Consider the following 13,066-nt stretch of genomic DNA (forward strand, 5'->3'; position numbering starts at 1 on the left):
CGTCAAACCTGACAGTGAGAGTAGATTGTCGTCGCCAAGCGTTAAGACGGAGCAAATCTCGAGCAGCGTGCCCGGCGGCGAGACTTTTCTTGCGACGCTGATCGAAAACGCGCCCGTCGGCACCATACTGCTCTCTTCCGATTTCCGCATCCGCTATGCCAATGTCATGGCCTCCGAGCTCGTAGGCGAAGCCCTTGCGTCGGCTCCGCATGCGCAGCTTCACGCACTGGCCTTTGCCGAAGATGCCGGCCGGCTGCATTTCACCCTGACCCGCCACAAGCTCACGGATCGCAAGGCGCTGAGCGCCGAGATCCGTTTCATCCGCAATGGCATGCCGGTGTGGATGCAAGTCAACGTTTCAGCGGTGCATTGGGTCGGCGCCGATTTCGTTGCCGACATGCTTGTGCAGTTGACCGATATCGACCAGTGCAAGCGCGAGGAACTTGAGCGTCACATCTGGGAAGAGCGCTGGAACAGTGCGCTGGTGTCTTCGACGCTCGGCGTCTGGGATCACGATTTCAAGAAAGGCACCATGTATTATTCCGATACGTGGAAGCTGCTGCGCGGCATGGAACCGCACGAAGAGGTGAGCGCCGAGACCGACCAATGGCTGCAATCGGTGCATCCCGACGATCGCGAGCATGTGCTGGAGTGCATCCGCAGGCAAAACGACGGCGAAATCTCCTCCTCCATTTTTGAATATCGCGAATGGCACAAGAGTGGCCGCTGGGTCTGGATCGAATGCCGCGGTTCCTGCATCGAATGGGATGCTGACGGCAAGCCGAGCCGCGTCGTCGGCACCGACCTCGATATCACCGCCCGCAAACAGATCGAGGAACAGTTCGCCCATGTCTCGCGTCGGCTGGAACTGGCCTTCGAAGTCACCCGCATCGGTGTCTTCGAGGCCGACCTGACCGAGCAGACCGTGCTGATTGATGACCGTCTGCTTCAGATCATGGACATGGAAGGTGCCCCGAATCTGCAGGGCGCGGATGACTGGCAATACATCATCCATCCGGAAGATCGCGCGCTGGCGCTAGAGCACATCGATGATGGTGTCAACGACAGGAACGACTTCTCCAACCAGTTCCGCATCATTCGCAAGGATGGCGCGATCCGGCATATTCGCGCCCGCGTCGCGCCCTTCGAGGACAATTCCGGCCATCTGAAGCTGATCGGCGCCAACTGGGATGTGACCGACGACATCACCATCCGCCAGGAACTCGAACGCGCCAAGCTGTTGGCCGAGGCGCGCAACTCCGAACTGGAAACGGCAAAGGCGAAGATCGAGCACAACGCGTTGCACGATTTCCTGACCGACCTGCCGAACCGCCGCTACCTCGATGATAAGCTTGCCCATCGCGACCCGCAATCCGGACTTGGCCTCGCCATCCTGCATATCGATCTCGACCGCTTCAAGCAGATCAACGATACGCTCGGCCACCAGGCCGGCGATTCCATGCTGCTGCACGCGGCCAAGGTCTTACGTGAGAATGTCGGGCCTGAAGGATTTGTCGCGCGTATCGGCGGCGACGAGTTCGTCATCCTCGCCGATTTTGACGGCGCCCAGGACAAGCTCGCGCGGCTGGCCGACAAGATCATTCATCGCATGCGCGAGCCGGTGCATTTTAACGGCATGACCTGCCGCATCGGCGCCAGCATCGGCATCGCATTCGACCGCGATCCGGCTGCCGATGCAAGGCAGCTGCTGCTCAATGCGGATATCGCGCTTTATCGCGCCAAGGGCAGCGGCCGAAATCGGCACGAGTTCTTTTCGATCGACATCCAGAACCACGTCCTCAACACCAAGCGCATCTCCGACGAGATTTTGGTGGCATTGGAAAACTCGGAATTCATTCCCTATTACCAGCTGCAGTTCTTCGCCGAGAATCTCGACATCGTCGGCGCCGAGACGCTGGCGCGCTGGAACCATCCGGTCAAGGGCATCCTGACACCGGACCGCTTCCTGGCCATCGCGGAGGACCTCGATGCCGTGGAGTCGATCGACAGCATGATCCTGCAAAAAGCGCTCGACGATTTTGCGATATGGCAGAAGCTTGGCATTCCGGTGCCGAGAATTTCGGCCAACGTTTCCACCCGCCGGCTCTACGACGCAAACCTGGCATCCAAGCTGTCTAGCCTGAAGATCGAACCGGGCACCGTGTCTTTCGAGCTGCTGGAAACCATCTTCCTCGATGACTGCGACGATGTGGTGCTCAAGAACCTCGAGGCTATGCGTTCGATGGGCATCAGCATCGAGATCGACGATTTCGGCACCGGGCATGCCTCGATCATGAGTCTGCTAAAGGTCGGGCCGGGAACGTTGAAGATCGACCGTGCGCTGATCAAGCCGCTGGTCGAGACGCCCGAGCAGCGCCGGCTGGTGGGCTCGATCATCGAGATCGGCAGGTCACTGGGGATCAAGGTTGTCGCAGAGGGCGTCGAAAGCTGGGAGCATATCCGCATCCTGCAGGATCTCGGCTGCGACATATTGCAGGGCTATGCGCTTGCCCGGCCGATGCCGTTTGCCGGCATCGAAAGCTTCGTCTGCCAACAGAAATGGCGGACGGAAAGCTAGCGGCGGGCAGTTTCCCACCCGCCACCAATCACATCAGATCAATCGCCGTAGCCGACGATGCTCTTGATTTCCAGGAAATCATGGATGCCGAAATCGGCATATTCGCGGCCGTTGCCCGACTGCTTGTAGCCGCCGAAGGACGAGAACGTATCCCAATCCGGGTAGTTGAGGTTGACCGTGCCGGCGCGCATTTCCTTGGCGACAGCGCGAGCATGCTCGATGTTTTCCGACTGGATGTAGGCAGCCAGACCATAGACCGTGTCATTGGCGATGCGGATGGCGTCGGCGTCATCTTCGTAAGAAATGACCGACAGAACCGGTCCGAAGATCTCCTCGCGGGCAACGGTCATGTCAGGTGTCACGTGGCCGAACACGGTCGGACGGATGTAGTAGCCACGGTTGAGGTTTTCCGGACGGCCAACGCCGCCGGTCACGACTGTTGCGCCTTCGTCGATGCCGGTCTGGATCAGGCGCTGGATCTTGTCATACTGCAACTGGCTGACGACCGGGCCGAGATTGGTGTCGTCCGCCTTGGGGTCACCGGTCTTGAAGCCTTCGGCCGCGACCTTGGCGATCTTGAGTGCTTCATCGTGGCGCGCCTTGGGCACCAGCATGCGGGTCGGCGCGTCGCAGGACTGCCCGGTGTTGCCGAAGCAGCCCTCGACGCCCTTGGCCACGGCGGTCTCGAAATCGGCATCTTCGAGAATGATGTTGGCCGACTTGCCGCCGAGTTCCTGAGCAACGCGCTTGACGGTATCGGCCGCGGTCTTGGCGACGATGATGCCGGCGCGGGTCGAACCGGTGAACGACACCATGTCGACGTCCGGATGGCCGGACATGACCTGGCCGACGTCAGGGCCGTTGCCGTTGACGAGGTTGAACACGCCCTTCGGCACGCCCGCCGCATGCATGACTTCGGCAAACACGATGCCGCTGATCGGGGCGATTTCGGAAGGCTTGAGCACGACAGTGCAGCCGGCGGCGAGCGCGGGCGCAACCTTGCAGACGATCTGGTTGAGCGGCCAGTTCCACGGCGTGATCAGCGCGCAGACGCCGATCGGCTCCTTGACCACCATGGTCGAGCCACGCTTTTCAGAAAAGCTGTAGTTTTCCAGTGCGGCAATCGTCGCTTCCATGTGCGCGCGGCCGGCCCAGGCCTGTGCCTCAAGCGCAAAGCTCATCGGCGCGCCCATTTCGTCGGAAACCGCCGCAGCGATATCTTCGAAACGCTCGTTGTAGACTTCAAGAATGCGCTTCAGGAGCTTGATGCGATCAGCATGCGAGGTCTTGGAGAACGTCGGGAAAGCGGCCTTGGCGGCAGCAACGGCCTTGTCCACATCCGCCTTCGTGCCCATCGAAATCTGCGTGTAGGCCTCTTCCGTGGCCGGATTGATGACGTCCAGCGTTGCCGGTACGACAGGCGACACCCACTCGCCGTTGATGTAGAATTTCAGGTGATTGGACATGCGAAAACTCCCATTTTCTTGATTATGGTTGGATCTTGTATCAGGCTCTGAGCACCGGGCAAGTGGCGCCCTGCCTCAAAGCGATGTTTAAGACGGTGCCTGCAGCGGCCGTTGCGATCTCGCCCTGGCGTGGCATGTCGATGACGATTTTGGTGCCTTTGCCGATTTCCGCATGCATCCTCAGTGTCTTGCCGTGGAAGACGACGCTGACAATGTGCGCCTCCGTGGTCTCCGGCGAGGCTTCCGGTACGGCAATCAAATCTTCCGGCCGAATGCCAATGGTGAGCCTCTCACCCTGCGCCGGTGGCGGGCCTTCTGCCGGTGTCAAAACGTTCAGCCCATCGGCTTCGAACCGCATCCGGCCATCACTTATGCCGACAAAACGGGCGGGAAGCAGGTTCATTGTGCCGATGAAGCCCGCCACGAATTTCGTAGCCGGCCGGTCATAGAGCTCCGCCGGCGAGGCGATCTGGTCGATGCGTCCCTTGTTCATGACGACAATGCGGTCGGAGATCGACAAAGCCTCGGTCTGGTCGTGAGTGACCATCACGAACGTGGTGCCAAGACTGGTCTGCAGTCGCTTCAGTTCCACCTGCATCTGTTCGCGCAGATGGGCATCAAGCGCCGAGAGCGGCTCATCGAGCAGCAGCACGCGCGGCTCGCAGACGATAGCGCGGGCAAGTGCGACACGTTGGCGCTGGCCGCCCGACAGCTCCGAAACCCGCGCCTTCTTCTTGTCTCCAAGACCGACCATGTCCAACGCCGAGGTGACTTTTCTGGCACGGTCGGCGGCGGGAATCTTCCTGAGCGACAGACCGAATTCGATGTTTTCCGAGACGTCCATGTGTGGAAACAACGCGTAGTCCTGGAAGACCGTATTGACCGGCCGGTCATAGGCGCGCAGCGGGGTGATATCCCGGTTGTCGAGCAGAACCTCGCCGCTGGAAGGACTTTCGAAGCCGGCGATCACGCGTAGCGTGGTGGTCTTGCCGCAGCCGGACGGACCGAGCAGGGTGAGGAACTCACCCGTCGCAATGTCGAGGTCGATGGAGTCCAGACCGATCACACCGCCGGGAAACTCCTTCCGTACGGACTTCAACCGCAAGAGGCTATCAGGCATTGTCTCGCACCTCTGATGGTTTGGTCGTATTGACCCAGAGGATTTCACCTCGTACCCGCCCGTTGTTGCGGAAGGCGTGCATCAGCGTGCTTTTGAAAGCAAAGCTATCGCCCTGCTTCAGTGTGTATGTCGTGCCATCAACGGTCAATTCCACTTCGCCGGTCATCACGATGCCGAATTCATGGCCGGCATGGGCATAGGCCTCGGCCGTGCCGCCGCCGGGCTCGACAGTGACGATCATGCCGGTCAGCGTCGCGCCCGGAGGTGACAGAAGCTGTTTGGCGATGCCTTCGGAATGGACTGGAAGCGACCGGCGCGCATGGGCGCGGACGCAATAGAGATCGCTGGAGGACTCGTTGCCGTCGCCAATCAATGCACTTGGCTCGACCGAAAGAGCTGCCGCCAAGGGCCAGATCACCTTGACCCTGAGCGACGAGAGGCCTCGCTCGATCTGGCTGAGGGCGCCGATCGATATGCCGGCCTTGGCGCCGAGATCGCTGAGCGAAAGGTTCCGCTCGAGACGCAATGCACGCACGCGGCGCCCGACCCGAATATCGGCTTCGCTGATATCGCGGCCCGGCTTTTCGACCACATCTGCCATGTCATCACTCATTCACACCCAACCGCCTGGTTTCTTCTGGATATATGTGACCGCGCGGACGGTTGCCCGCGCGGCCGCTTTGAATCAACCGCCAGCCTTGACCTTTTCGAACATCTTGGCGAGTTCGCCGGCCTGCTTCATCGGCCCCGTGAAGATCGTGCCTTTCAGCATTTCATCGGGATTTGCGGGCAGTTGCAGATTGTCGAGAGTTGCTTTCGGCACCGCCGCAAAAGCCGTGCTTGTCGAACTGCCGTAACCATAGGCTTCGATGAGGTATTTGCCCGCATCGGTTTCCAGACGGCTGTTGATGAAGTCATAGGCGAGGTCGACATTGGTCGCGTCCTTCAGGAGCACGTAACCGCAGGTCCAGGTCAGCATGCCTTCCTTGGGCTTCATGAATTCGACCGGCACGCCCTGTTTCTTAAGCGCGACGGCAGACGCATTCCAGGTCATGGCGGCGACCAAGGCGCCGCTGGCCAGCGACTGCTCGACCGACGTCATGTCGGTGGTGTAGTTGGTCAAAAGCGGCCGCTGTTCGCGCAGCTTGTCGGCGACCTTGTCCATGTCAGCCGCGCTCATGTCGAACGGATTGACGCCCGCCAGCACAGCGGCAACCAGCGGCGTGTCGTGGACGGCATCGATCGTCGCCATGCGGCCGGCATATTGCTTGTCCCACAGCAGGTTCCAGCTTTTTTCCGGGTTCTTGACCAGATCGGTGCGATAAAGGATCGACGTGTTGCCCCAGTCCCAGGGCACCATCCACACCTTGCCGTCACCAGCCTGGATGTCGGGCAGGTTGCGGAAGGTCGGGAAGATGCTGTCCCAGTTCTTGATGCGCTTGGTGTCGATCGGCTGCAACAACCCTTCCTTGTTCCATCGCGCCACCTTGTCATAGCAGGGGTGGGCGACGTCGGGCCGGAAGCCGGCCTTCACCTTGGTGAAGGCGTCGTCGTCGTCGCCGAACATCGAGAACTCGACGCCATCCGGGTGGGCAGCGAGGAAACTCTTGTTGAATTCGGGCAGCTCATAGCCCGACCATGTGAAGTATTTAAGCTTGCCGTCGGCCAGCGCCGGGCCGGAGACCGAGGCGATGACGGCAGCGAGGATGCTGAGGCCAGTCTTGCGGACGAGGCCCTTTTTGTCTGCTTTTTCCCTGTTCATTTTCATTCTCCTCTTGGTGGTTTTGTTATTGTTATGTGCTGTCACTTGGTCTTGGTGGTCATGCCCCGTTGGCGCAGCCATTCGGCCAGCGCGACGATGACGACCGAAGTCGCCAGGATGGCGCTGCCGAGTGCCATGACGATCGGCAGCGATTTCGGAAATCTCAGCTGCGCCCAGATGTAGAGCGGCAGGGTGGGCTCCGTGCCGGCCAGGAAGAAGGCGATTATAAACTCGTCGAAGCTGGTGAGAAAGGCGAGCATGAAGGCCGAGCCGATTGCCGGCAGGCTCAGCGGCAGCAGGATGCGGAAGAACACAAGCGCTTCCCTGGCGCCAAGATCCTCGGCCGCCTCTGCAATGCTACGCGGAATGCCAGCGAAGCGGCCACGCATGATCACCACCGTGGTTGGCAACCCCGCCAAAACATGGCCGGCAACGATGGCAATGCGCGACGGGCCGAGCCCGGCGAGGTTGACGAGAATGAGCAATGCAATGCCGATAATCACACCCGGGATGAGGATCGGCAGCCGCGCGATGCCGGAGATTGTCCTGGCCAGCGGCGTGCGGACAAACACATCCATGTAGGCGATGGTGGTGCCGCAGAGCGTGGCGATTGTGGCTGCCGCGACGCCGACGCCGATGCTGTTCATGAGCGCATTCTGCAGCGCCTCGTCGCTGGCCAGCGTGCGATACCATTCGAGCGTGAAACCCTGGAGCGGAAACGCCGCCTGAATGGAATTATTAAATGAAAACAGCGGAATGAGCGCGACTGGTAAATAGAGGAATATCAGGTAGCCGATCACATAAGCGCTCAGCCACCAGCGTCCGCTGCCCTCGCCCATTGCCCGCGCGCTCATGCCCGGCTCCCGAATTTTCTGTCGGCGCTGCGGATCACCACCAGCACGACCAGGATCATCAGCATGACCGAGACCGACAGCGCGGCACCGAAGGGCCAATCATTGGCCTTGCCGAACTGCGCCTGGATCAGCGAACCGATCATGGTGCTCGACGGCCCACCGACCAGCGCCGGAGTGACGTAATCGCCGATCGTCGGCACGAACACCACCAGCGCCCCGGCCAGCACGCCCGGCATGGAATAAGGCAGCACCACCCGGCGGAAGGCCTGCATCGGCTTGGCGCCGAGATCGGCCGCCGCCTCGATCAGTGATTTCGGCATCGTCTCGAGCGCAACATAGATCGGCAGGATGGCAAATGGTGCGTAAGCATGTGCTAACGTTATAATCACCGCCGCCGGGGTGTTGAGGAAGGCGAGTGACGGCTCGCTGAGAAGGCCGGTGCCGGTCAGGAAGGAATTGAGCACGCCGTTATAGGCGAGCACGATCTTCCAGGCGAAGACCCTGAGCAGATAGCTCGTCCAGAAGGGCAGCGTGACGAGAAACAGGATCAGGCTGCGCCGGCGTCCGGCGTGAAAGGCGAGGTAATAGGCGACCGGATAAGCCGTCACCACCGTTGCGATCGTGACCAGTCCGGCAATCAGCAGCGAGCGTAACGTGACGGTGACATAAAGCGGATCGCTGACGACGGTCACGAAGTTCGAGAGCGTGAAACCATCGCCCATCAATGCGCCGCCATTGATACGGAAGCCGAGGAAGACCACGAGGCCGAGTGCGAACAGGATGAGGATGAAGGTGACAATGCCACCGGGCAGCGTCATGCCAAGCAGAAACCCGGCCCGCGATCCGCTCGATATTTTCGAAGACGATGTCTCGACATTTGCCATGGTGGAATTTCTGAAAAATGAAATTCAAACCATCATTTTCATTTCTGAGAAACTGTCAAGAAAATTCGCTGGCGTCTTAGCCCCGGTTATTGTTCGATCGCATCCAGCATGCGGTACCAGGCGATCATGCCGGCCACGCCGACATTCCTGAGAAAATGAAACGGGATGGGCTTGATCGGGGTGATGGCGAACGGCAACGTGGCCGGATCGCCCGATACGATGTAATCGACGATGCGCTTGCTCATCGCCGTCATCAGGCCGACACCGCGACCCTGGCAACCGACGAAGGTCAGCAGGCCCTTTTCCGGCTCGTGCAGATGCGGCAGATGGTCTGATGTCATCGCCACGCGGCCATACCAGCGCTTGTCTACGACGACATCGGAGAGTGACGGAAACAGCCGCGACATGGCACGCTCGAGATGCGCCCAGTCGTCGATATGCCGTGGCCGCGACATCGGTCCACGGCCGCCAATGATCAGGCGGCGATCCTGTGTCCTGCGAAAATAGACGAGGATGCGCCGGGAATCCGACACGGCCTGGCCCTGCGGGAGAATATCGCGGGCGACATGCTCCGAAAGCGGTTCCGTGGCGATCTGGAAGGAATGCAGCGCCACCAGACTGCGGGCAAGGCCGGGAATAAGGCGGCCGGAATAGGCGTTGGTCGCCACCACGACGGATCTTGCCCGCATCTCATGGCCGTCGGAAAGGGTCAGCGTCCAGCCGTCGGCGCGCTTCTCAAGTCTGCGCACTTCGACATTTTCACTGATATCGGCACCAGCAGCGCGGGCAATGCGTGCCAATTCGAAGACGTAGGCAAGCGGGTTGATGACGCCCGCCCGGCGATCGAGAAAGCCGCCATGATAGTTGCTGGTGCCGATCAGCTTCTCCATGCCGGCATCGTCGAGCATTGCGACATCGGCGCCCCGCGCATTCCATTGCCGGAAGCGTGACTCCGCTGCTTTGAGCGCCGTCTCGGTGTGGCATGCCTGGATCCAGCCGTTGCGGTTGTGCGGCACCTCCAATTTTTCATCGCGGATCAGATCGAAGACTGCATCCGCAGTGCGAGAGGCAAAATCGACCAGTGCCTCGCCTCGTTTTTGCCCAAACTTTTCGATCAGTGTTTCCGGATCATATTTGAGTCCGGGAATCACCTGGCCGCCATTCAATCCGCTGGCGCCTTCACCCATCGTTCCGGCCTCGAGAACCTGAACCCTAAGACCGCTCCTGGCAGCATGGAAAGCCGTCGCCAACCCCATGATCCCACCGCCGACGACGGCAAGATCGACAGGGTGTCCTGTCTTTGCAGATGCATCGACATGAGTGGGTTTGGTCAGTTCCGCCCATACTGGTTCGCTAAACGCGGGCACGGCGCAGTTCTCCAAAACGGATTAAAATATGCAGAAATGATAGTGCAATTTCACAATTCTGAAAAGATAGCTTCAGTTTAAACCGGCAGAACCGAAGAGTCGAGTCGCCGACACACCCGCAAAAAACACGGATTGCAATTCTGAATATCGGTTACTCAACCCGCGCTTTGTGCTGAACTTCAAAATTCATTCGGGCTGGAACGCGAATGCCGGACATCTTTCGCATTTCACCATATCAGTTCTTCAGCACTTGGACATATATGTCCATAAATGGCTCCGGCATTACCGTTATTCTTTGCTGGTCTGCGGCCATGTTGACCGACGACGCCGCCAGCGTCATTAAACCGTCCGAAATAGGACAGCCTCTGGGTCGGAATCTTTGTAGACATCCATGTACATATATTCTACGAATTGCCGCCATACGGGCGCAGAGGGAGCATGTCGTGAAGTCGCATTACAAGGTCGTGGTCATTGGTGGCGGCGTGGTTGGCGCCTCGGTTCTCTATCATCTCGCCAAGTATGGCTGGAACGACACGCTGCTGATCGAGCGCAATGTTCTGACCTCGGGCTCCAGCTGGCACGCGGCCGGCGGCTTCCATGCACTCAATTCCAATCCCAATGTCGCGACGCTGCACGCTTACACGATCGATCTCTTGAGCGAGGTCGAAAAGGAATCCGGCGTCAATATCGGCATGCACACGACCGGCGGCATTTCCTATGCCTGCAACCCGGACCGCTGGGATGCGCTGAAAGCGTCCTACCGTGTTTTCCAGTCGACCGGCATCGATGACGTGCGGATGATCTCGGTCGAGGAGATCCTCGACCGCTGCCCGATCGTCAAGCCGGACGGCATCATCGGCGGCCTCTATGCCGATCGCGAAGGCCATATCGATCCGTCAGCCGTCGTGCACGCCTATGCCAAGGCTGCCCGCATGCGCGGCGCCTCGATCGTCGAGAAGAACCGCGTCATCGAACTCAAGCAACTCCCGGACAATTCCTGGGATGTCGTCACCGAGCAGGGTACGGTCAATGCCGAGCATGTCGTCAATGCCGGCGGTCTCTGGGCCAAGCAGGTCGGCCGCATGGCTGGGTTGGAGCTGCCGGTATCTCCGCTCGAACACATGTATCTGGTGACAGAGGCGATCCCTGAGGTCGCGGAACTGAAGCAAGAGCTGCCGACCATGGTCGACCTCGACGGATTCTCCTATCTCCGCCAGGAGCAGAAGGGCATCCTGCTCGGCATCTACGAGCTCGACCACCGCCACTGGAATATGGACGGCGCGCCGTGGGATTATGGTTTCGACCTGATCCAGGAAGACGCAGACCGCATCGAGCACGAACTGACGCTGTCCTACGAGCGTTATCCGATCCTCGAACGTGCTGGTATCAAGCGCTGGGTCAATGGTGCGTTCACCTTCACGCCCGACGGCAACCCGCTGGTCGGCCCGTCGCGTGGCGTGCCGAACTACTGGCTGGCCTGCGGCGTCATGGCCGGCTTCATGCAGGGTGGCGGCGTCGGCAAGGCGCTCGCCGAATGGATGATCCATGGCGAGCCGGAAGACGACATCTTCGGCATGGATATCGCCCGCTACGGCGCCCACACCGCCAACCGCCAATATATCAAGGAAACCACCGGTCAGTTCTACTCCCGCCGGTTCGTGATGACCTATCCCAACCAGCAGCTTCCGGCCGGCCGACCGCTAAAGGTCTCGCCCTCCTATGACGTGATGACCGAGGCCGGCGCACGCTGGGGCTCCTCCTGGGGCCTCGAAGTGCCGCTCTATTATGCCCCGAAGGACTATGTCGAAAACCACACGCTGCGCCGCTCGACCGCCTTCGATATCGTCGGCCAGGAAGTGCTGCATACGCGCGAAAAGGTCGGGCTGATCGATATTTCGGGCTACTCCCGCTACGAGGTGAAGGGGCCGAAGGCGTTCGAATGGCTCGACAAGGTGTTTGCCTGCAAGATCCCCAAGCCGGGCCGCTCGGTGCTGGCACCGATGCTGGCGCCCAACGGCAAGCTCAAGGGCGACCTGACCATCTTCAACTGGGGCGATGATACCTACTGGATCATGGGCTCCTATTACCTGCGCGAATGGCACATGCGCTGGTTCGACCTGTTCCCGATGGAAGGCGTCGTGGTCAACGACCTCTCCGATGCCTGGGTCGGCTTCTCGCTCTGCGGGCCTCTTTCGCGCGAGGTGTTGCAGCGCACGACTGAGGACGATGTGTCCAACGCCAACTTCAAGTTCCTCGCCGCCAAGACCATCGATATCGGTCTCGTCCGCGCCAAGGTCGGCCGCATGTCGGTGACCGGCGAGATGGGCTACGAGATCAACGTTCCGGCGAGCCAGCACCGCACGGTACGTGAGACACTGATGAAGGCCGGCGCCGACCTCGGCCTGCGCGACATCGGTTTTGGCGCATCGCTGTCGATGCGTCTGGAGAAGAGCTACGGTATCTGGTCCCGGGAATTCACGCAGGGCTATACGCCGCAGATGACGCTGTTCGATCGTTTCATCGATTTCGACAAGGCCGATTTCGTCGGCAAGCAGGCAGCGGTCGCCGAGAAGGAAACGCAGTCGGCCAAGCAATTGCAGGTGACGATCGAGGTCGATGCCGTCGATGCGGATGCGTCGGGCTACGAGCCGATATGGAAGGACGGCAAGCTGGTCGGTTACGTCACCTCGGGTGGCTACGGCTACACGATCGGCAAGTCGATCGCCATGGCGCTGGTCGATCGCGAATTTGCTGTGCCGGGCACGGAATTCCTGACGCATATCGTCGGCGAGGAGCGTGGCTGCCGCATCATCGAGCCGTCGCCTTATGACCCGATGGGGAAAGTGCTGCGGGCTTAAGATGGCCGGCCAGCGTTGGAGCTTACCCCTCACCAAGCGCGCCCAGATGCTCAGCTTTGCTTCGCATGGGCTTGCTATCCTCTCCCACAAGGGGAGAGGCAAAGATCAGACACCGCCGCAAATCTACCTCTCCCCTTGTGGGAGAGGATATGCAGGCCGGGCGAGCATCGCGAGCCC

General features: G+C 60.2%; 9 protein-coding genes. 2 read left to right on the top strand and 7 right to left on the bottom strand.

Features of this window, described 5'->3' with window-relative positions; translation table 11 throughout:
* Positions 1–25: 25 nt before the first annotated feature.
* Positions 26–2,578, top strand: coding sequence for an EAL domain-containing protein (locus tag ACXHRN_RS18920; protein WP_488637851.1), 2,553 nt, complete (start codon positions 26–28; stop codon positions 2,576–2,578).
* A 38-nt stretch (positions 2,579–2,616) separates the two neighbouring features.
* Here ACXHRN_RS18920 and ACXHRN_RS18925 read toward each other — a convergent pair whose 3' ends face one another.
* The 7 genes from ACXHRN_RS18925 to ACXHRN_RS18955 all read right to left on the bottom strand — a co-directional run bounded on the left by ACXHRN_RS18925 (position 2,617) and on the right by ACXHRN_RS18955 (position 10,031).
* The gene (locus tag ACXHRN_RS18925) at positions 2,617–4,044 is read right to left on the bottom strand and encodes an aldehyde dehydrogenase family protein (protein WP_488637852.1); all 1,428 of its coding nucleotides are present in this window, start codon (positions 4,042–4,044) and stop codon (positions 2,617–2,619) included.
* 40 nt (positions 4,045–4,084) lie between these two features.
* Positions 4,085–5,164, bottom strand: coding sequence for an ABC transporter ATP-binding protein (locus ACXHRN_RS18930; RefSeq protein ID WP_488637853.1), 1,080 nt, complete (start codon positions 5,162–5,164; stop codon positions 4,085–4,087).
* A complete protein-coding gene (locus tag ACXHRN_RS18935) occupies positions 5,157–5,777 on the bottom strand; it encodes a cupin domain-containing protein (RefSeq protein WP_488637854.1) in 621 nt (206 codons plus the stop codon). The genes ACXHRN_RS18930 and ACXHRN_RS18935 overlap by 8 nt, the downstream gene beginning before the upstream one ends.
* 72 nt (positions 5,778–5,849) lie before the next feature.
* Positions 5,850–6,926 (bottom strand): ABC transporter substrate-binding protein, encoded by a 1,077-nt coding sequence (locus ACXHRN_RS18940; RefSeq protein ID WP_488637855.1) that lies wholly within the window; start codon positions 6,924–6,926, stop codon positions 5,850–5,852.
* A gap of 41 nt (positions 6,927–6,967) precedes the next feature.
* Positions 6,968–7,780: an ABC transporter permease gene (locus ACXHRN_RS18945; RefSeq protein ID WP_488637856.1), complete on the bottom strand. Its 813-nt coding sequence runs from the start codon at positions 7,778–7,780 to the stop codon at positions 6,968–6,970.
* A complete protein-coding gene (locus tag ACXHRN_RS18950) occupies positions 7,777–8,664 on the bottom strand; it encodes an ABC transporter permease (RefSeq protein ID WP_488637857.1) in 888 nt (295 codons plus the stop codon). The genes ACXHRN_RS18945 and ACXHRN_RS18950 overlap by 4 nt, the downstream gene beginning before the upstream one ends.
* Positions 8,665–8,750: 86 nt before the next feature.
* Positions 8,751–10,031, bottom strand: coding sequence for an NAD(P)/FAD-dependent oxidoreductase (locus ACXHRN_RS18955; protein ID WP_488637858.1), 1,281 nt, complete (start codon positions 10,029–10,031; stop codon positions 8,751–8,753).
* Positions 10,032–10,474: 443 nt separating this feature from the next.
* Between ACXHRN_RS18955 and ACXHRN_RS18960 the strand changes: the two genes are divergently transcribed.
* A complete protein-coding gene (locus ACXHRN_RS18960; RefSeq protein ID WP_488637859.1) occupies positions 10,475–12,889 on the top strand; it encodes a GcvT family protein in 2,415 nt (804 codons plus the stop codon).
* Positions 12,890–13,066: the final 177 nt, after the last annotated feature.

Source organism: Shinella sp. OV683, assembly GCF_057787725.1.

What these genes read in the sequence shown, in the direction of transcription:
- ACXHRN_RS18925 (WP_488637852.1), bottom strand. Translation starts at nt 4,044, where the DNA reads ATGTCCAATCACCTGAAATTCTACATCAACGGCGAGTGGGTGTCGCCT.
- ACXHRN_RS18930 (WP_488637853.1), bottom strand. Translation starts at nt 5,164, where the DNA reads ATGCCTGATAGCCTCTTGCGGTTGAAGTCCGTACGGAAGGAGTTTCCC.
- ACXHRN_RS18935 (WP_488637854.1), bottom strand. Translation starts at nt 5,777, where the DNA reads ATGAGTGATGACATGGCAGATGTGGTCGAAAAGCCGGGCCGCGATATC.
- ACXHRN_RS18940 (WP_488637855.1), bottom strand. Translation starts at nt 6,926, where the DNA reads ATGAACAGGGAAAAAGCAGACAAAAAGGGCCTCGTCCGCAAGACTGGC.
- ACXHRN_RS18945 (WP_488637856.1), bottom strand. Translation starts at nt 7,780, where the DNA reads ATGAGCGCGCGGGCAATGGGCGAGGGCAGCGGACGCTGGTGGCTGAGC.
- ACXHRN_RS18950 (WP_488637857.1), bottom strand. Translation starts at nt 8,664, where the DNA reads ATGGCAAATGTCGAGACATCGTCTTCGAAAATATCGAGCGGATCGCGG.